Source organism: Enterobacter sp. E1 (assembly GCF_016809815.1).
GTDB classification, from domain to species: Bacteria; Pseudomonadota; Gammaproteobacteria; order Enterobacterales; family Enterobacteriaceae; genus Enterobacter; species Enterobacter adelaidei.
This window is the reverse complement of record NZ_JAFBJM010000001.1, coordinates 1,132,474-1,151,690: the sequence shown is the minus strand read 5'-3', so window position 1 is coordinate 1,151,690 and position 19,217 is coordinate 1,132,474. Positions and strand designations below refer to the sequence as shown.

16 protein-coding genes are annotated in these 19,217 nt (G+C 51.8%); 8 read left to right on the top strand and 8 right to left on the bottom strand.

Annotated features, from left to right (window positions below):
• Positions 1-115: 115 nt before the first annotated feature.
• Positions 116-607 (top strand): YajQ family cyclic di-GMP-binding protein, encoded by a 492-nt coding sequence (locus JGF26_RS05680; protein ID WP_028017651.1) that lies wholly within the window; start codon positions 116-118, stop codon positions 605-607.
• A 32-nt stretch (positions 608-639) separates the two neighbouring features.
• Here the strand turns inward: JGF26_RS05680 and JGF26_RS05675 are convergent, their stop codons facing one another.
• From JGF26_RS05675 to JGF26_RS05640, 8 genes are all read right to left on the bottom strand, one after another.
• On the bottom strand, positions 640-2,001 hold the full coding sequence (locus tag JGF26_RS05675) for an MFS transporter (protein ID WP_108090700.1): 1,362 nt from the start codon (positions 1,999-2,001) through the stop codon (positions 640-642).
• A 150-nt stretch (positions 2,002-2,151) separates the two neighbouring features.
• Entirely contained in the window at positions 2,152-3,039 is an 888-nt protein-coding gene (gene cyoE / locus JGF26_RS05670) for a heme o synthase (RefSeq protein WP_028017649.1), read from the bottom strand.
• Between the two features lie 11 nt (positions 3,040-3,050).
• A complete protein-coding gene (locus JGF26_RS05665; RefSeq protein ID WP_028017648.1) occupies positions 3,051-3,377 on the bottom strand; it encodes a cytochrome o ubiquinol oxidase subunit IV in 327 nt (108 codons plus the stop codon).
• On the bottom strand, positions 3,377-3,991 hold the full coding sequence (locus JGF26_RS05660) for a cytochrome o ubiquinol oxidase subunit III (RefSeq protein ID WP_028017647.1): 615 nt from the start codon (positions 3,989-3,991) through the stop codon (positions 3,377-3,379). Before JGF26_RS05660 ends, JGF26_RS05665 begins: the two co-directional genes overlap by 1 nt.
• Positions 3,981-5,972 carry a cytochrome o ubiquinol oxidase subunit I gene (gene cyoB / locus JGF26_RS05655; protein WP_028017646.1) on the bottom strand — a complete coding sequence of 664 codons (1,992 nt, stop codon included), beginning with the start codon at positions 5,970-5,972 and terminating at the stop codon, positions 3,981-3,983. The genes JGF26_RS05660 and cyoB overlap by 11 nt, the downstream gene beginning before the upstream one ends.
• 16 nt (positions 5,973-5,988) lie before the next feature.
• A complete protein-coding gene (gene cyoA, locus JGF26_RS05650; RefSeq protein ID WP_049007496.1) occupies positions 5,989-6,936 on the bottom strand; it encodes a cytochrome o ubiquinol oxidase subunit II in 948 nt (315 codons plus the stop codon).
• Positions 6,937-7,414: 478 nt separating this feature from the next.
• A complete protein-coding gene (gene ampG / locus JGF26_RS05645; protein WP_028017644.1) occupies positions 7,415-8,890 on the bottom strand; it encodes a muropeptide MFS transporter AmpG in 1,476 nt (491 codons plus the stop codon).
• Positions 8,891-8,935: 45 nt separating this feature from the next.
• On the bottom strand, positions 8,936-9,514 hold the full coding sequence (locus JGF26_RS05640; protein WP_028017643.1) for a lipoprotein: 579 nt from the start codon (positions 9,512-9,514) through the stop codon (positions 8,936-8,938).
• 305 nt (positions 9,515-9,819) lie between these two features.
• Here JGF26_RS05640 and bolA point away from each other — a divergent pair, with 305 nt between their 5' ends.
• From bolA to ppiD, 7 genes are all read left to right on the top strand, one after another.
• Positions 9,820-10,137: a transcriptional regulator BolA gene (bolA, locus tag JGF26_RS05635; protein ID WP_013095855.1), complete on the top strand. Its 318-nt coding sequence runs from the start codon at positions 9,820-9,822 to the stop codon at positions 10,135-10,137.
• Between the two features lie 330 nt (positions 10,138-10,467).
• The gene (tig, locus tag JGF26_RS05630; RefSeq protein ID WP_028017642.1) at positions 10,468-11,766 is read left to right on the top strand and encodes a trigger factor; all 1,299 of its coding nucleotides are present in this window, start codon (positions 10,468-10,470) and stop codon (positions 11,764-11,766) included.
• A 260-nt stretch (positions 11,767-12,026) separates the two neighbouring features.
• Complete coding sequence (gene clpP / locus JGF26_RS05625) at positions 12,027-12,650, top strand: ATP-dependent Clp endopeptidase proteolytic subunit ClpP (RefSeq protein WP_020885210.1); 624 nt, start codon at positions 12,027-12,029, stop codon at positions 12,648-12,650.
• 127 nt (positions 12,651-12,777) lie between these two features.
• Complete coding sequence (clpX, locus tag JGF26_RS05620) at positions 12,778-14,052, top strand: ATP-dependent protease ATP-binding subunit ClpX (protein WP_028017641.1); 1,275 nt, start codon at positions 12,778-12,780, stop codon at positions 14,050-14,052.
• Positions 14,053-14,235: 183 nt separating this feature from the next.
• Positions 14,236-16,590, top strand: a complete 2,355-nt coding sequence (lon, locus tag JGF26_RS05615; protein ID WP_028017640.1) for an endopeptidase La — start codon at positions 14,236-14,238, stop codon at positions 16,588-16,590.
• A gap of 210 nt (positions 16,591-16,800) precedes the next feature.
• The gene (gene hupB, locus JGF26_RS05610) at positions 16,801-17,073 is read left to right on the top strand and encodes a nucleoid-associated protein HU-beta (RefSeq protein ID WP_002444653.1); all 273 of its coding nucleotides are present in this window, start codon (positions 16,801-16,803) and stop codon (positions 17,071-17,073) included.
• A gap of 212 nt (positions 17,074-17,285) precedes the next feature.
• Positions 17,286-19,157, top strand: coding sequence for a peptidylprolyl isomerase (gene ppiD / locus JGF26_RS05605; protein WP_128348512.1), 1,872 nt, complete (start codon positions 17,286-17,288; stop codon positions 19,155-19,157).
• The last annotated feature ends 60 nt before the right edge of the window (positions 19,158-19,217 follow it).

Genomic DNA, 19,217 nt, shown 5'->3' with positions numbered 1-19,217 from the left:
TCCTCACCTGCAACTGCGCCAGGTGTTACAGCTTAATTATACAGCTAAGCTTCTGTTGAGTTATGCCTCGTAGCGGGTATTATGCAACGCAACAAAAGTGAAGGGAGAAGAAAAGATGCCATCTTTCGATATTGTTTCCGAAGTTGATATCCAGGAAGTTCGCAACGGCGTAGAGAACGCAACCCGCGAAGTTGAGTCACGTTTCGATTTTCGTGGCGTTGAGGCAACGTTTGAGCTGAACGATGCAAATAAGACCATTAAGGTGCTGAGCGAGTCTGATTTCCAGGTAAATCAGCTGCTCGACATTCTGCGTGCCAAGCTGTTAAAGCGCGGCATTGAAGGAACATCTCTGGATGTGCCGGAAGAGTTTGTGCACAGCGGTAAAAACTGGTTTGTCGAAGCCAAACTGAAGCAGGGTATTGAGAGCGCGGTGCAGAAGAAGATCGTTAAGCTCATCAAAGACAGCAAGCTGAAAGTGCAGGCGCAGATCCAGGGCGAAGAAATTCGTGTAACGGGCAAATCCCGTGATGATTTGCAGTCCGTAATGGCGCTGGTGCGTGGCGGCGATCTGGGGCAACCGTTCCAGTTTAAAAACTTCCGCGATTAAGACGAAAATGCCCGGTCAGACCGGGCATTTTTTCAGGCTTTAAGCGCCTGCTCGACTTCAAAGCGGTTGGTCACCTTACTGTCTATTTTGACATAGGCACTGCGCTCTTCCGGGGCGATCAGCACTTCACTTACCCCCTCCGTGGTTTCAAGACGCTGTTTGAGTGCGTCGTTGATCTCAACATCATCCGGAATTTCTACTCGCAGACTGCTGACGTAGCGCGGTTCTTTCATGGTGCTGGCAACCAACAGCCAGACAGTGGCCAGCAGCGCGCCCGCAAGGAACACGGTTTGTGAGTCAAACAGACCATCCACCCAGCCGCCAAGCGAACCGCCAATTGCCACGCCGATAAACTGGCTGGTGGAGTAAATACCCATCGCCGTGCCTTTGTAACCCGCAGGAGATTCTTTACTGATAAGCGACGGCAGCAACGCTTCCATCAGGTTAAACGCCAGGAAGAAGAGTTGCACACCCGCTACCAGTTCCCAGAAGTGTGGGCCGGAGCCCCAGAGTACAATCTCGGCAATCAGCAGTACCGCCACGCAGCCCACGAAAACGCGCTTCATCTTGCGCTTCACTTCGGCGTAGATGATGAACGGTACGACGGAGACAAACGAAATCAGCATCGTGACCAGATAGATTTTCCAGTGCTCAGCGGCCGGGAAGCCCGCCGCGGCAAGCTGGCCTGGCAGGGCGACAAAGGTCGACATCAGCAGGATATGCAGGCACATAATGCCAAAATTGAGCTTGAGCAGGCGAGGCTCGACAATCACTTTGCTGAAGCAGCCTTTTACCATTCCAGATTCACGGTTGAGAACGTGGTTTTTGCTGTCTGGCACCACCCATAGTGTTAAGGCGATACCGATTGTCGCCAGCACGGCAATCATCCAGAACAGGGCGTGCAGGCCGAGTGCATGGGTAATAATGGGGCCGAGCACCATCGCAATCGCAAAGGTGACGCCAAAGCTTACGCCGATAAACGCCATGGCTTTGGTGCGGTTTTGCTCGCGGGTTAAATCTGACAGCAGTGCCATCACCGCAGCAGCTATCGCACCGGAACCCTGCAAGGCCCGGCCAAGAATAATGCCCCATATGGAGTGGGAGAGGGCGGCAATGACGCTCCCGAGAACAAAAATAAGCAGACCACCGACAATCAGCGGTTTTCGTCCAACCCGGTCAGAGAGCAGCCCAAACGGGATCTGGAATACCGCCTGCGCCAGTCCGTAGATACCGATTGCGAGTCCAATCAGCGCCTCGCTGGCTCCCTGCAGCGCCATACCGTACGTGGTCAGAACAGGCAGGACCATAAACATGCCAAGCATCCGTAGCGAGAAGACAGTCCCTAAGCCCCAGGTCGCGCGTAGCTCGCCTGGCGTCATTTTATAATCGTTCATTACCACCTCAGTTCAAAAGCAGGCCATAGTGTAGTGCGGGGAAGGGGCGGGGTAAATAAAGGGTTATTTAACAAATATTACATGCGTTATTAATAGATTCAGTGAATAAAAAAAGGGTGCCGAAGCACCCCTTTATTCACCTGTTGTGGCTTACCAGACGTAAGTCAGCAGGTTGTGTGATTCAGGCACCATGAAGTCTACGGACATCATCACGGACAGCGAGGTGATGGCCACAATCGAGAACACAAACAGTTTGCGCGCCCAGACTTTGTCATCTTCCACTTTGTAACCGCGCAGCGCCATACCGAGCCACCAGACGCTCACTGCGGCCGCTACTGCCAGATATTTGTATCCAGCGTATCCGCCCAGAGAGAGCATCAGCGTCGCCACGGCAAAAGCGATGATGTACAGCGTGATGTGGTTCTTGGCAACGGAGATGCCTTTCACGACCGGCAGAACCGGGATGTTCGCTGCCTGATAATCCTTAAAGCGGAAAATCGCGATGGCATAGGAGTGCGGCATCTGCCACAGGCTAAAGATAGCCAGCAGGATAGCTGCACCGCTGTCGAACTCGTTCGTGACCGCGCAGTAGCCAATCACCGGCGGCGCAGCGCCGGAGAGAGAACCAATCAGCGTGCCGTAGACGGAGTGGCGTTTCATATACAGGCTGTAGACGCCCACATATACCACGAACCCCATCACCCCCAGCCAGCAGGCCAGTGGGTTAGCACCAAACCACAGCAGCATAAAGCCAGCAATACCCAGCAAGGTGGCGTACACCAGCGAGACGGAAGGGGCGATCAGGCCTTTCACCAGCACCCGATTTTTGGTCCTTTCCATCTTCTTGTCGATATCCATGTCGATGTAGTTGTTAAATACACAACCGGACGCAACAACCAGTGACACACCGACCAGCGTGTAGATAAAGAGGGTGTAATCAATGCTGCCTTTAGAGGCTAGCAGGAACCCTCCGATCACGGAGATCAGGTTGCCAAAGATGATGCCTGGTTTCGTTACTTGCAGGTATTGCTTAAACATACTCGCCGCTCTTAGTGAACCATCATGTTGTAGTTGAGGTTCCACATAATCCAGATGGAACCGACTACCAGGATAGCGATGATAATCACGGTAAAGACGAAGGCCGTCATGTTCCAGCCTTCATCGGACTTGGTGTTCATGTGCAGGAAGCAAACCAGATGCACCAGAATCTGAACCACTGCGGTGACCAGGACGGTGCCCAGAATCGCCGCGTGAGAAGCAGAACCGCTCATCACCATCCAGAACGGGATCACCGTCAGGATGATCGACAGGATAAAACCTGTCATGTAGGTTTTTACGCTACCGTGGGAAGCGCCATGATCGGTTGAATGACTCATTACATCGCCCCCATCAGATAGACAACAGAGAACACACAGATCCATACCACGTCCAGGAAGTGCCAGAACAGGCTCAGGCACATGATACGGGTACGGTTAGTGCTGGTCAGGCCGCGACGGGATACCTGGAACATCAGTACCGCCATCCAGATCAGGCCTGAGGTTACGTGCAGACCGTGAGTACCGACCAGCGCGAAGAACGCGGACAGGAAGCCACTACGATCAGGCCCGAAGCCTTCCATAATCAGGTGATGGAATTCATAGATTTCCATCCCGATAAATCCAGCACCAAACAACCAGGTCAACGCCAGCCAGGAGACAACCTGGCTCTTGTTGTTTTTATACATGGCGATAGCCGCCATGCCGTAGGTAATAGAGCTGAATAACAGCAGTGCGGTTTCAACCAGAACGAACGGCAGTTCAAAGATGTCCTTGCCAGTCGGGCCGCCCGCTGTGCCGTTCACGAGAACGGCATAGGTCGCGAACAGACAGCAGAACAGAATGCAGTCGCTCATCAGGTAGATCCAGAAACCGAAGACTTTGGTCGGTCCTGTATCGTGGTGCGCATGTTCATGCGCGTGGGCAGTTGAGTGCGCCAGAGTATCAGTTGCCATTTTTCAGCCCCGCTTTAGAAATCTCGTCGAAATGCTGGTTTTCCAGTTTTTCGACTTCACGGACTGGTACGTAGTAGTCCACGTCCTCGTCAAAGCTCTTCACAATCCAGCTAATGATGACGCCAGCGAAGCTCGCAATCGCCAACCACCAGATGTGCCAGATCATTGCGAAACCAAACACCGTTGCGAAAGCGGCAATCACAATGCCCGCGCCGCTGTTTTTCGGCATATGGATCTCTTCGTAATGAGCAGGTTGCTTGTACGCTTCACCTTTTTCTTTCATTTCCCAGAATGCGTCACGTTCGTGAACGTGTGGCACGATGGCAAAGTTATAGAACGGAGGTGGAGAAGAGGTCGCCCACTCCAGCGTACGGCCACCCCATGGGTCACCGGTCAGGTCACGGTTCTGATCGCGGTCGCGAATAGAAACGTAGAACTGAATCAGCTGGCATGCGATACCCAGTGCAATCAGCGCCGCACCACAGGCTGCAACAACCAGCATTGGGTGGAACTGAGGGTCAATCTGCTGGCTCAGGCGACGGGTCATACCCATGAAGCCCAGCACATACAGCGGCATGAACGCTACGAAGAAGCCGATGATCCACAGCCAGAACGCACGTTTGCCCCAGGTCTCGTTCAGCGTGAAGCCGAACGCTTTTGGCCACCAGTAAGTGACGCCAGCGAAGCAACCGAAGACCACACCACCGATAATAACGTTATGGAAGTGCGCAATCAGGAACAGGCTGTTGTGCAGTACGAAGTCAGCACCCGGTACCGCCAGCAGTACGCCGGTCATCCCACCCACGGAGAAGGTCACGATGAAGCCGATGGTCCACAGCATTGCTGAGTGGAACACGATGCGGCCCTGATACATGGTGAACAGCCAGTTGAAGATCTTCACCCCGGTCGGGATGGCGATAATCATGGTGGTGATACCGAAGAAGGCGTTTACGTTCGCGCCTGCACCCATGGTGAAGAAGTGGTGCAGCCAAACGATGAACGACAGCACGGTAATACACACGGTTGCCCACACCAGAGAGGTGTAACCAAACAGGCGCTTACGTGAGAAGGTCGCTGCGATTTCGGAGAACACACCGAAGACAGGCAGAACCAGAATGTACACTTCCGGGTGACCCCAGGCCCAAATCAGGTTGATGTACATCATCATGTTGCCACCCATATCGTTGGTAAAGAAATGGGTGCCCAGGTAGCGGTCCAGGGTCAGCAGCGCGACGGTGACGGTCAGAATTGGGAAGGAGGCAATAATCAGGATGTTGGCGCACAGAGATGCCCAGGTAAATACTGGCATCTTGAACATCGTCATGCCAGGGGCACGCATCTTGATAATGGTCACGAAGAAGTTAATACCGGTCAGGGTTGTACCGATACCGGAGAGCTGAATCGCCCAAATCCAGTAGTCGACACCTACGCCAGGACTGTATTCAATTCCCGAAAGCGGTGGATAAGCCAGCCAGCCGGTCTGAGCAAACTCGCCCACACCCAGTGACAGGTTAACCAGGATTACGCCAACAACCGTGAACCAGAAGCTCAGGTTGTTCAGGAACGGGAATGCAACGTCGCGCGCGCCGATTTGCAGCGGAACGACAACGTTCATCAGACCGATAACCAGCGGCATCGCCACGAAGAAGATCATGATAACGCCGTGGGCGGTAAAGATCTGATCGTAGTGGTGAGGCGGCAGGAAGCCCGCTTCACCCGCAGAGGCAAGCACCTGCTGGCTACGCATCATGATCGCATCCGCAAAGCCACGAATTAACATGACGATACCGACGATGCAGTACATGATACCGAGTTTTTTGTGGTCAACCGAAGTCAGCCACTCATTCCACAGGTAGCTCCACTTACCGAAGTAAGTGATTAAGGCCAGTAAAGCCGCACCACCAATGATAATTGCAGCCACCGTAACCACGATAATGGGTTCATGGTATGGCACTGCATCCAGTGTCAATTTTCCGAACATTTTCTTCCTCGGCCCCTTAGTGAGCGGTTTCCGCGTGGCTCATGTCCATGCCTTCCATACCTTCATGCGCGCTGTGCTCGCCTTCTGGCTGGGACATGTTCATGCTCTTACCGTGATCCATAAATTTGCCAATAACGTCTTTGAACAAATCAGGTTTCACGTTAGAGAAGTACTCCACCTTGTTGTATTCGCTAGGTGCAGCCACTTTATCGAACGCCGCCATGTCAGACATGGTGTTTTGAGACTGTTTCGCTTTTTCAACCCACTGGTCGAAAGCGGCACGGTCTGGCGTCGCAATAGCTTTGAACTTCATACCTGAGAAGCCCGGACCGCTATAGCTGGCGGAGATACCATCATAGGTGCCTGCTTCATTGGCAATCAGGTGCAGGTTAGTCTGCATACCGGCCATCGCGTAAATCTGGCTACCCAGACGCGGGATGAAGAAGGAGTTCATTACGGAGTTGGAGGTCACTTTGAACTGAACCGGAGTGTTCGCCGGGAAGGCGATTTCATTCACGGTAGCAATGCCCTGTTCCGGATAGATGAAGAACCATTTCCAGTCCATGGAGACCACTTCGATGGTAATCGGTTTTTCATCATGAACCAGCGGTTTGCTAGGTTCGAGGGAGTGAGTGGTTTTCCAGGTCAGCACGGCAAGGAACAGGATGATCAGAATAGGCACTGTCCAGACCACAGCTTCCACTTTATTGGAGTGTGACCAGTTAGGACTATACTTCGCATCTTTATTGCTCGCACGATACTTCCAGGCGAAACCAACAGCCATCAAAACGGCAGGAATAACCACAATCAACATCAGGCCAAAAGCCGTCAATATCAGTGAACGTTGTTCCAGTCCAATCTGCCCTTTGGGGTCTAGTAGTGCAGAATCGCAGCCACTGAGTAATACAGTGCCCGCGAATAATGACAACCATCCCAAACTTTTATTGTATTTCCCGAGTCTCATTTAACGACCTCAATTCCACGGAGTCTGGTGGCGTTTAAAGTGTGCGGGCATTTTACGGGAAGGTTACATTACTGTAAACATCATTAGGACTGTGTCAGGAAGGTGTTACCGGGTTCTGCCGCACGTGTCACAAGTGTTGCAAATTATGTCGGTTTTTATGACCGAAGCCGCATGGCAAGGGCTTTATAACGAAAGGACCCCCAAGCATACCCTAAAAGGGGCAATTGGTATAACCATTGTTGAAAATAAACAAAAAATTAACAATTAATTATCAATAAAGAGACATATAAAAAACGAAAAATCAAACTATCTGATGCTGAATCGGTTAATGAAAAATAGTGTTTTGGAGCAGGCTCCAATAATTTCCAAATTTTATCCCGCACAAAACAACAATTATTTTTTTCAGCGGTTGGCGGCTATTTCACCGTTATAATTTCGTTTGGTGATTACAACGGGAAATAACCTTTCGCATTTCTCTTCAGGTCATCTGCGTTTTACGCAGAGCCATGAAATCGAGCAGACCACCGATCAGGATCCCGGCGACAGCCAGTAGGGCTCCGGCATCCAGCAGAAGGGTTACAAGGGGAAGTGCCATAGAGGTGCTGGCATTAATAATGAGCACCACAAGCCAGAGCACCAGCGCGAAGCAACCCGCCATTAACAGACGTAACGCGAAACGGTAAGCGCGGTGATATTCAGTGCGCGGCATAAAGTGTTCCGTCCGTTGGGTGTATTCCAGCGTCTGGCGACAGACCAGCAACAATAAAATACCCGGCACGGCAGCCACCACGGAGAAGAGATAAAACGTTGGCCAACCGTGGGCTTCTACAAACCAGCCGGCAATTGGCCCAACGTACACGCGGCCAACGGCAGAGAGCGCCGAGAGCAGTGCGAACTGCGTGGCGGAAAATGACTTGTTGCACAGGGTCATCAGCAGGGCGACAAATGCCGCGGTCCCCATACCGCCGCAGAGATTTTCAAAGAACACCGCTGCGGCCATGCTGATCATATGTTTGTCGGTAATTGACAACAGCCAGTAGCCTGCGTTGGATGCGCCTTGCAGGATGCCAAAGATCAGTAGCGCGCGGAACAGCGTCAGGCGCTGCATCAACACGCCGCCATAAAGTGCCCCGACAATGGTCGCAAACAGCCCCAGCGTTTTATTCACCACGCCCACTTCACCCGCATCAAAACCCACACCACGAATGAGGAAGGTGGTGGTCAGGCTCATCGCAAAGGCATCGCCCAGTTTATAGAGGACGATAAGCAACAGGATCAGCCAGGCGTTGTTGCGGCCAAAGAAATCGCGTAATGGTTCGGCGACGGCCTGTTCCAGAGAGCGGGGAACCGGGATGACATCACTCGGTTCGGGGGCGAACAGGGTGGCAATAATACACGGGATCAGCAGGGCGGCCATCAGCCAGTACATGCCTTGCCAACCAAGGTAGCGGTCGGCCAGCCACAATGCCAGCCCACCGGAAACCAGCATGCCAAGGCGATAGCCCAGCACGCTGATGGCCGCACCAGCTCCACGTTCTTCAGCAGGCAACACGTCCGTCTTCCAGGCATCAAACACAATATCCTGGGACGCGGAACAGAAGGCGATCACCACCGCAAGGGCGGCCATCCAGCGAAGTTGAGTTGACGGTTCCAGGAAGCCCATGGCGGCAATGGCCAGCAGCAACAGCACCTGCGTCATAACCAGCCAGCCGCGACGGCGGCCGAGAAACGGTGGGGTGTAGCGATCCATCACCGGCGACCACAGGAACTTAAAGACATAAGCCTGGCCGACGAGTGAGAAGAAGCCAATAGTTTTGAGATCGATATTCTCGACGGTCATCCATGCCTGCAAGGTGCCTGAAGTGAGCGCGAGAGGTAAACCGGAGGCAAAGCCAAGGATCAGCAGAATCGCTGATTTCGGTTGCTGGAAAATGCGTAAGTAATGACTGGACATGTTCTTAAAAACTGACCCGGCTAAAAACCGGGTCAGTCAGCAGGATTAACGCGCGTTCTGCTTGATGAAGTCGTGAATGCTGGTGTCCTGCGCCATGTCGGAAATGGTATCCGTCAGCACGCTGTTAACCGCATCAGCAATATTTTTATTCGATGCCTGGAACGCGCCTTCTACAGAGTAGCTCGCGCGATAGTTCTTGGTCATCTTGTTGCCATTCTTCGCGGTGGCAATGATGGCGATATCCGCTTTGGTGGCGATGTTGTAGCGAACGTTACCCTGAGAAACATCAGCATAAAGGTTGTTCACGATGATCTGCAGATCTACCGCACCGCTTGGGCCAACCATATAGCCACGAGAAGTCATCTGTTTTTCCAGCACTTCCTGCAGCAGGAAGCGCAGGTCGCGGGATGCAGTCAGCGTTACCTGCTGGTTATCGCGGGTCACTTTTGCCAGCGCTTGATCCTGACGCTGATCGGCACCGTTAATACTCACGGTAACACCCATCAGGCTTGGGTCCTGCTGAGGCAGGGTAATTTTTGGTGAGACATCAATGGTGGTAGGCGGAGTCGCACAGCCTGCCAGCATAAAAAGGGCTACCAACGGAAAGAAGAGTTTTTTTAACATTTTCAGGTTCTCAACGAATCGTAAGCATATAGAGAGAAAAATTGCCGCCATCATAACATCGCCAACGGTCAGGGGAAGTGGTCAACGCATGTAAATTCATCGCCTTGTCTGAAAACTGACCTTTGCACCCTTTTTCACCTCGTGTGAATGACAAAAGGTATGAGCCACACAGTTAACTTCATTCGTTTGAATGAGAAAATCAGACGAAAGCTAAATATTTGTTGTCAAGGTGTAATGGAAACGGTAAAAGCGGCTAACATTTAAAGGGATGGGTGACATCCTGGCGTTGTCGGAGGAGTAATTTCATGATGATACGTGAGCAGATAGAAGATAAATTAAGGGCAGCGTTCAACCCTGTGTTCCTCGAAGTCGTCGACGAAAGCTATCGTCATAACGTGCCGGCAGGTTCTGAAAGCCACTTTAAAGTGGTTCTGGTTAGCGATCGCTTCACGGGAGAACGTTTCCTGAACCGACACCGCTTGATCTACAGCACCTTGACGGAAGAACTCTCCACAACCGTACATGCGCTGGCATTGCATACCTACACCATTAAGGAATGGGAAGGTTTGCAGGATACGGTTTTCGCATCGCCGCCTTGCCGCGGTGCTGGCACCATCGCCTGATAAATCGGATTTGCAACGGCTGGAGTTTTTCCAGTATGTTGCTTAAAGATTTCCTCAAAACGGCCTCCGGGCCGTTTTGTTTTGTCTGAGTTTTGAGCGGATGGTGCGATTTTAAGGCTAAAAATAGCCTTAAAGTGTGAAAAAAGCCGCAGCAACATGCCCCAACCGTTCTCGACTCACCTAAGTGATGCCGCTATAATGCCGCGTCTTATTGAATGTCTTCGGGATGATTCTGGCGACAGGGAATGTGAATCTGCACTAAGAGAGCATCCCGGTATAACAGACAGATTCAGAGTTGACCGAGCACTGTGATTTTTTTGAGGTAACAAGATGCAAGTTTCAGTTGAAACCACTCAAGGCCTTGGCCGCCGTGTAACGATTACTATCGCTGCTGACAGCATCGAAACTGCTGTGAAAAGCGAGCTGGTCAACGTAGCAAAAAAAGTACGTATTGACGGCTTCCGTAAGGGCAAAGTACCAATGAATGTTGTTGCTCAGCGTTATGGCGCTTCCGTGCGTCAGGATGTGCTGGGTGAACTGATGAGCCGTAACTTTATTGATGCGATCATCAAAGAAAAAATCAATCCGGCCGGCGCGCCAAACTACGTTCCAGGCGAATACAAACTGGGCGAAGACTTCACCTACTCCGTAGAGTTCGAAGTGTATCCGGAAGTTGAGCTGAAAGGTCTGGAATCAATCGAAGTTGAAAAACCGATTGTGTCCGTGACTGACGAAGATGTTGACGGCATGCTGGACACCCTGCGTAAGCAGCAGGCGAACTGGAAAGAGAAAGAAGGCGCTGTTGACGCGGAAGACCGTGTGACCATCGACTTCACCGGTTCTGTAGACGGCGAAGAGTTCGAAGGCGGTAAAGCGTCTGATTTCGTACTGGCAATGGGTCAGGGTCGTATGATCCCAGGCTTCGAAGACGGTATCAAAGGCCACAAAGCTGGCGAAGAGTTCACTATTGATGTGACCTTCCCTGAAGAGTACCACGCTGAAAACCTGAAAGGTAAAGCGGCCAAGTTCGTTATCAATCTGAAGAAAGTTGAAGAGCGCGAACTGCCAGAACTGACTGAAGAATTCATCAAACGTTTCGGCGTGGAAGATGGTTCTGTAGCGGGTCTGCGTACAGAAGTGCGTAAAAACATGGAGCGCGAGCTGAACGGCGCTGTGCGTAACCGTGTGAAATCTCAGGCGATCGAAGGTCTGGTGAAAGCGAACGACATCGACGTTCCAGCTGCCCTGATCGACAGCGAAATCGACGTGCTGCGCCGTCAGGCTGCACAGCGTTTCGGTGGCAACCAACAGCAAGCGATGGAACTGCCGCGTGAGCTGTTCGAAGAGCAAGCTAAACGCCGCGTTGTTGTTGGCCTGCTGTTGGGCGAAGTGATTCGTACCCACGAGCTGAAAGCTGACGAAGAGCGTGTGAAAGGCCTGATCGAAGAGATGGCGTCTGCATACGAAGATCCATCAGAAGTTATCGAGTTCTACGGTAAAAACAAAGAGCTGATGGACAACATGCGCAATGTCGCACTGGAAGAGCAGGCTGTTGAAGCGGTACTGGCGAAAGCTAAAGTGTCCGAAAAAGCGACCTCTTTCAACGAACTGATGAACCAGCAGGCGTAATTTCGCCCCAAAGGTTTAAAGTTTGAACAGAAAACCCGTTGCCTTGTGGCAGCGGGTTTTTTTTATCACACCAATAGCCCAGGAAGAGTGCTAAAACGCCCTTTCAGTGTTAGCGTAACAACAAAAGGTTGTTATGCTTGAAATAGGGCACAGTGAACCCCATAAGTGTGTAATCACGATGAATGAGACTGGCTGATAATCCGTCCGTAAGGTTACAATCAGTACAGCAGGTGTTTTCAATTTTGATCCAGGAGACGGAAATGTCATACAGTGGCGAACGAGATAACTTTGCACCCCATATGGCGCTGGTGCCAATGGTTATTGAACAGACCTCACGTGGTGAGCGTTCTTTTGATATCTATTCCCGTCTGCTCAAGGAACGCGTTATCTTTCTGACCGGTCAGGTGGAAGACCACATGGCTAACCTGATCGTGGCGCAGATGCTGTTTCTGGAAGCGGAAAACCCGGAAAAAGACATTTACCTGTACATTAACTCCCCGGGTGGCGTGATTACGGCAGGTATGTCCATTTATGACACCATGCAATTCATCAAGCCGGATGTAAGCACTATCTGTATGGGTCAGGCTGCATCTATGGGCGCGTTCCTGTTAACAGCAGGGGCTAAAGGCAAGCGTTTCTGCTTACCTAATTCCCGCGTGATGATTCACCAGCCGCTGGGTGGTTACCAGGGGCAGGCGACGGATATTGAAATCCACGCCCGTGAAATTCTGAAAGTAAAAGCGCGCATGAATGAACTCATGGCGCAGCATACAGGTCAATCGCTTGAGCAGATCGAGCGCGATACCGAGCGCGATCGCTTCCTCTCTGCTTCAGAGGCAGTTGAGTACGGCTTAGTCGACTCCGTATTGACCCATCGTAATTGATGCCCGCGACGCAAGTGTGCCGCTATACTAAAGTAGGGCGGCACTCTGCCTGAGAGCAGCTTGCGTCTTAGAATGGCATTTGCGTCGTCATGTGCGGCACAAAGAACTTAAAAAGAGGTTTGGACTCATGACAGATAAACGCAAAGATGGTTCGGGCAAACTGCTGTACTGCTCTTTTTGCGGCAAAAGCCAGCATGAAGTGCGTAAACTGATTGCCGGGCCGTCCGTGTATATCTGCGACGAATGTGTCGATTTATGTAACGACATCATTCGCGAAGAGATTAAAGAAGTTGCGCCACACCGTGAGCGTAGCGCGCTGCCAACTCCGCATGAAATTCGTCATCACCTTGACGATTATGTCATCGGTCAGGAGCAGGCTAAGAAAGTGCTGGCGGTAGCGGTATATAACCACTACAAACGTCTGCGTAATGGTGATACCAGCAATGGCGTAGAACTGGGTAAAAGTAACATTTTGCTGATCGGCCCAACCGGTTCCGGTAAAACGCTGCTGGCTGAAACTCTGGCGCGTTTGCTGGATGTTCCGTTCACCATGGCGGACGCTACCACTCTGACCGAAGCGGGTTATGTGGGTGAAGATGTAGAAAACATCATCCAGAAACTGCTGCAGAAGTGCGATTACGACGTACAGAAAGCCCAGCGCGGGATTGTTTACATCGATGAGATCGACAAGATCTCTCGTAAATCTGATAACCCGTCCATTACCCGTGATGTGTCAGGCGAGGGCGTACAGCAGGCACTGCTGAAGCTGATCGAAGGAACTGTTGCGGCCGTTCCACCACAGGGTGGTCGTAAACATCCGCAGCAGGAGTTCCTGCAGGTTGATACCTCCAAGATCCTGTTCATCTGTGGTGGTGCGTTTGCGGGTCTGGATAAAGTTATCTCCCACCGTGTTGAAACCGGCTCCGGCATTGGTTTTGGCGCGACGGTGAAATCGACGTCAGAAAAACCGAACGAAGGCGAACTGCTATCTCAGGTTGAACCAGAAGATCTGATCAAATTCGGTCTGATTCCTGAATTCATTGGTCGTCTGCCGGTTGTGGCCACACTCAATGAGCTGAGTGAAGAGGCGCTGATCCAGATCCTGAAAGAGCCGAAAAATGCGCTGACTAAACAGTATCAGGCGCTTTTCAATCTGGAAGGTGTTGATCTGGAGTTCCGTGACGAAGCGCTGGATGCGATTGCTAAAAAAGCGATGATTCGTAAAACCGGTGCGCGTGGTCTGCGTTCTATCGTAGAAGCGGCGCTGCTGGATACCATGTACGATCTGCCATCGATGGAAGATGTCGAAAAAGTGGTTATCGACGAGTCTGTCATTAGCGGTCAAACCAAACCGTTACTGATTTACGGCAAACCGGAAGCGCAGCAGGCGTCTGGCGAATAATTCACCAAAACATACAAGCAGTTAATCAAAAAGGGGGGATTTTATCTCCCCTTTACTTTTTCCGTAATCATGGCGTTGAATGTGTGGGAAACATCCCCATATACTGGATACATGTTAATGGTTGTGTGAAGTACTGTTACATGACCAGCTTACCTGGCGGACACTAAACTAAGAGAGAGCTCTATGAATCCTGAGCGTTCTGAACGCATTGAAATCCCCGTATTGCCGTTGCGCGATGTGGTGGTTTATCCGCACATGGTCATACCCTTATTTGTAGGGCGGGAAAAATCTATCCGTTGCCTTGAAGCTGCCATGGATCATGATAAAAAAATCATGCTGGTGGCGCAGAAGGAAGCATCAACGGATGAGCCGGGTGTAAACGATCTTTTCACCGTCGGGACCGTGGCCTCTATTTTGCAGATGCTGAAGCTGCCTGACGGCACCGTCAAGGTGCTGGTAGAAGGCCTGCAGCGTGCGCGTATTACCACTCTGTCTGACAATGGCGAACATTTCTCTGCGAAGGCAGAGTACCTTGATTCGCCTCAGCTTGATGAACGCGAGCAGGAAGTGCTTGTACGCACCGCGATCAGCCAGTTTGAAGGCTATATCAAGCTGAACAAGAAAATCCCACCAGAAGTGCTGACGTCGCTGAACAGCATCGACGATCCTGCCCGTCTGGCGGACACCATCGCTGCACATATGCCGCTGAAGCTGGCTGACAAACAGTCCGTTCTGGAAATGTCCGACGTTAACGAGCGTCTGGAATATCTAATGGCGATGATGGAGTCTGAAATCGATCTGCTGCAGGTTGAGAAGCGTATTCGCAACCGCGTGAAAAAGCAGATGGAGAAATCTCAGCGTGAGTACTATCTGAATGAGCAAATGAAAGCTATTCAGAAAGAACTGGGCGAGATGGACGATGCGCCGGACGAAAACGAAGCGTTGAAGCGCAAGATCGACGCGGCGAAGATGCCAAAAGAGGCAAAAGAGAAAGCGGAAGCGGAATTGCAGAAGCTGAAAATGATGTCTCCAATGTCGGCTGAAGCGACCGTTGTACGCGGCTACATTGAGTGGATGGTGCAGGTTCCGTGGAACGCCCGCAGCAAGGTCAAAAAAGACCTGCGTCAGGCCCAGGAAATCCTCGATACCGACCACTACGGCCTGGAACGCGTGAAAGATCGTATTCTTGAGTACCTTGCGGTACAAAGCCGTGTAAACAAAATCAAAGGCCCAATTCTGTGCCTGGTAGGACCTCCTGGTGTGGGTAAAACCTCTCTGGGTCAGTCCATCGCCAAGGCGACCGGGCGTAAGTACATCCGTATGGCGCTGGGTGGTGTACGCGATGAAGCGGAAATCCGCGGTCACCGTCGTACCTACATTGGTTCTATGCCGGGTAAACTGATCCAGAAGATGGCGAAAGTGGGCGTTAAAAACCCGCTGTTCCTGCTCGATGAGATCGACAAAATGTCATCGGACATGCGCGGCGATCCTGCGTCTGCGCTGCTGGAAGTGCTTGATCCAGAACAGAACGTGGCGTTCAGCGATCACTACCTGGAAGTGGACTACGACCTGAGCGATGTGATGTTCGTGGCGACCTCCAACTCCATGAACATTCCGGCCCCGCTGCTGGACCGTATGGAAGTGATCCGTCTCTCCGGCTATACCGAAGATGAGAAGCTGAACATCGCTAAGCAGCACCTGCTGCCGAAACAGATTGAGCGTAACGCGCTGAAAGCCAACGAGCTGACCGTAGAGGACAGCGCGATTATTGGCATCATCCGCTACTACACCCGTGAAGCGGGCGTGCGTAGTCTTGAGCGTGAAATCTCTAAACTGTGTCGTAAAGCGGTCAAACAGCTGCTGCTGGATAAGAGCCTGAAACACATTGTGATTAACGGCGACAATCTGCATGCCTATCTCGGCGTTCAGCGTTTCGACTATGGTCGCGCGGACAACGAAAACCGCGTGGGTCAGGTGACGGGTCTGGCATGGACGGAAGTGGGTGGCGATCTGCTGACCATCGAAACCGCCTGTGTACCGGGTAAAGGCAAGCTGACCTACACCGGCTCTCTGGGCGAAGTGATGCAGGAATCCATTCAGGCTGCATTGACCGTGGTACGTGCGCGCGCGGAAAAACTGGGTATTAACCCGGATTTCTACGAAAAACGCGACATCCACGTTCACGTTCCTGAAGGCGCGACGCCGAAAGATGGCCCAAGCGCGGGTATTGCCATGTGTACCGCTCTGGTTTCCTGCCTGACGGGGAACCCGGTGCGTGCCGATGTGGCGATGACGGGGGAAATTACCCTGCGTGGACAGGTACTGCCAATCGGTGGATTAAAAGAAAAACTGCTGGCTGCACATCGTGGTGGGATCAAAACGGTATTGATTCCTTACGAGAATAAACGCGATCTGGAAGAGATTCCGGACAACGTAATTGCCGATCTGCAGATCCATCCGGTTAAACGCATTGAGGAAGTTCTTAGTCTCGCACTGCAGAATGAACCCTCCGGAATGCAGGTTGTAACCGCAAAATAGTGACCTCGCGCAAAGAGCGTCAATAAAAACAAGGCTGGTAAGTCATTTCGCACTTGCCAGCCTTTTTTTGTATAGCTAATTTAGATTGCTGATTAGGTCAGCCATCAACAACGGGTGTTGTAAGGTCATGGCAGGCCTGATATAACTGCTGCGCGGTCGCGTTGTGAAGGATTCAGGCGCGATATAAATTATAAAGAGAGGAAGAGAACAGTGAATAAATCTCAACTGATTGACAAAATTGCTGCTGGTGCTGATATTTCTAAGGCTGCAGCTGGACGTGCGTTAGATGCATTAATTGCTTCTGTTACTGAATCTCTGCAGGCTGGGGACGACGTTGCACTGGTAGGCTTCGGTACTTTTGCTGTTAAAGAGCGTGCTGCCCGTACTGGCCGCAACCCTCAGACCGGTAAAGAGATCACCATTGCTGCTGCTAAAGTGCCGGGTTTCCGTGCAGGTAAAGCGCTGAAAGACGCAGTAAACTGATTGCTTTCCCGATTCAGGGAAGCTGAATAGTACAAGGGCGCATCATTTGATGTGCCTTTTTTGTTTGTCCAGACCTGATTTGTGCGAGTTTATGCGAGTTGTGGGCTGACAATCGCCCCGTTTTCTTGTCACAATACGCCTTCACGCGCGACGGGCAGGATTTTCCGTCAGCGTCAGGTAACCAGTCACCTACAGCGGAGTGTTGTTACACCATGATGGACAGCTTACGCACGGCTGCTAACAGTCTCGTGCTCAAGATTATTTTCGGTATCATTATCGTGTCGTTCATATTGACCGGCGTGAGCAGTTACCTTATTGGCGGTGGCGCGAACTATGCCGCAAAAGTGAATGGCCAGGAAATCAGCCGTGGTCAGTTCGAGAATGCTTTTGCCGGTGAACGTAACCGTATGCAGCAACAGCTGGGCGACCAATTCTCTGAACTGGCGGCGAACGAAGGGTATATGAAGACCCTGCGCCAACAGACACTGAACCGTCTTATCGACGAAGCGCTGCTGGATCAGTATGCAAAAAAACTGGGTCTGGGCATCAGTGATGAGCAGGTGAAAAAAGCCATCTTCTCTACACAAGCCTTCCAGTCTAACGGCAAATTCGACAACGCACGTTACAACAGCATCGTCAACCAGATGGGGATGACGGCCGATCAGTACGCTCAGGCGCTGCGTAACCAGCTAACCACCCAGCAGCTCATCAATGCCGTCGTGGGTACCGATTTCATGCTCAAAGGTGAAACGGATGAACTGGCAGCATTAGTGTCGCAGCAGCGCGTTGTACGTGAAGCGACCATTGATGTGAATGCCCTGGCCGCGAAACAGCAGGTGAGCGACGCTGACGTTAATGCCTGGTACGAGCAGAATAAGAATTCCTTTATTTCTCCGGAGCAGTTCCGTGTGAGCTACATCAAGCTGGATGCTGCAGCGTTGCAGGAAACTGCGTCAGATGCGGAAATCCAGTCTTACTACGATCAACATCAGGATCAGTTCACTCAGCCGCAGCGTAACCGCTACAGCGTGATCCAGACCAAAACGGAAGCAGATGCTAAGGCTGTTCTGGACGAACTGAGCAAAGGTGCTGATTTCGCCACCGTCGCGAAAGCGAAATCCACCGATATTATCTCCGCGAAAAACGGCGGTGATATGGGCTGGCTGGAAGATGCAACGACCCCTGATGAGTTGAAAAATGCCGGTCTGAAAGACAAAGGCCAGCTTTCTGGCGTAATCAAGTCTTCCGTTGGTTTCCTGGTCGTGCGTCTGGACGATATTATCCCTGCGAAAACCAAACCACTGACTGAGGTTCGCGATGATATCGCGGCGAAAGTGAAGCAAGAGAAAGCGCTGGATGCCTACTACGCGCTGCAGCAGAAAGTGAGCGATGCCGCCAGCAACGACAACGAGTCTCTGGCTGGTGCAGAGCAGGCGGCTGGTGTGAAAGCGGTTGAGACGGGCTGGTTTGGACGTGACAACCTGCCGGAAGAGCTGAACTTCAAACCGGTTTCTGATGCCATCTTCAACGGTGGTCTGGTGGGCGAGAATGGCACCCCTGGCAGTAACTCTGACATCATTACCGTTGACGGCGATCGTGCATTTGTTCTGCGTGTCAGCGAGCACAAACCAGAAGCGATTAAACCGCTGACGGAAGTGAAGGATCAGATTGTCGCCCAGGTTAAGCACAACAAAGCTGAACAACAGGCGAAACTGGATGCGGAGAAGATTCTGGTTGATCTGAAAGCGGGCAAACAGGACGCGCTGAAAGCCGCTGGCCTGAGCTTCGGTGAGGCGAAAACGTTGAGCCGTACCGGTCAGGATCCAATCAGCCAGGCTGCGTTTGGTCTCTCCCTGCCAGCAAAAGACAAACCGAGCTTCGGTACCACAACGGATATGCAGGGCAATGTGGTTCTGCTGGCGCTGGATGAAGTGAAAGCCGGCACGATGCCAGAAGCGCAGAAGAAAGCGATGGTTCAGGGGATTACCCAGAACAACGCCCAGATTGCTTTCGAGGCGATGATGAGCAACCTGCGTAAAGAAGCCAAGATTAAGCTGGGCGATGTGATGACTCAGCAGCAATAATTACGTAACTGCTCGCAGATTTTCGTAACGCTCTGCAAAAACTAAAGGCCGCTTTCGCGG

Excerpts from the sequence above, each read along its gene's own strand:
- JGF26_RS05680 (WP_028017651.1), top strand. The coding sequence starts at position 116 with ATGCCATCTTTCGATATTGTTTCCGAAGTTGATATCCAGGAAGTTCGC.
- JGF26_RS05675 (WP_108090700.1), bottom strand. The coding sequence starts at position 2,001 with ATGAACGATTATAAAATGACGCCAGGCGAGCTACGCGCGACCTGGGGC.
- cyoE (WP_028017649.1), bottom strand. The coding sequence starts at position 3,039 with ATGTTTAAGCAATACCTGCAAGTAACGAAACCAGGCATCATCTTTGGC.
- JGF26_RS05665 (WP_028017648.1), bottom strand. The coding sequence starts at position 3,377 with ATGAGTCATTCAACCGATCATGGCGCTTCCCACGGTAGCGTAAAAACC.
- JGF26_RS05660 (WP_028017647.1), bottom strand. The coding sequence starts at position 3,991 with ATGGCAACTGATACTCTGGCGCACTCAACTGCCCACGCGCATGAACAT.
- cyoB (WP_028017646.1), bottom strand. The coding sequence starts at position 5,972 with ATGTTCGGAAAATTGACACTGGATGCAGTGCCATACCATGAACCCATT.
- cyoA (WP_049007496.1), bottom strand. The coding sequence starts at position 6,936 with ATGAGACTCGGGAAATACAATAAAAGTTTGGGATGGTTGTCATTATTC.
- ampG (WP_028017644.1), bottom strand. The coding sequence starts at position 8,890 with ATGTCCAGTCATTACTTACGCATTTTCCAGCAACCGAAATCAGCGATT.
- JGF26_RS05640 (WP_028017643.1), bottom strand. The coding sequence starts at position 9,514 with ATGTTAAAAAAACTCTTCTTTCCGTTGGTAGCCCTTTTTATGCTGGCA.
- bolA (WP_013095855.1), top strand. The coding sequence starts at position 9,820 with ATGATGATACGTGAGCAGATAGAAGATAAATTAAGGGCAGCGTTCAAC.
- tig (WP_028017642.1), top strand. The coding sequence starts at position 10,468 with ATGCAAGTTTCAGTTGAAACCACTCAAGGCCTTGGCCGCCGTGTAACG.
- clpP (WP_020885210.1), top strand. The coding sequence starts at position 12,027 with ATGTCATACAGTGGCGAACGAGATAACTTTGCACCCCATATGGCGCTG.
- clpX (WP_028017641.1), top strand. The coding sequence starts at position 12,778 with ATGACAGATAAACGCAAAGATGGTTCGGGCAAACTGCTGTACTGCTCT.
- lon (WP_028017640.1), top strand. The coding sequence starts at position 14,236 with ATGAATCCTGAGCGTTCTGAACGCATTGAAATCCCCGTATTGCCGTTG.
- ppiD (WP_128348512.1), top strand. The coding sequence starts at position 17,286 with ATGATGGACAGCTTACGCACGGCTGCTAACAGTCTCGTGCTCAAGATT.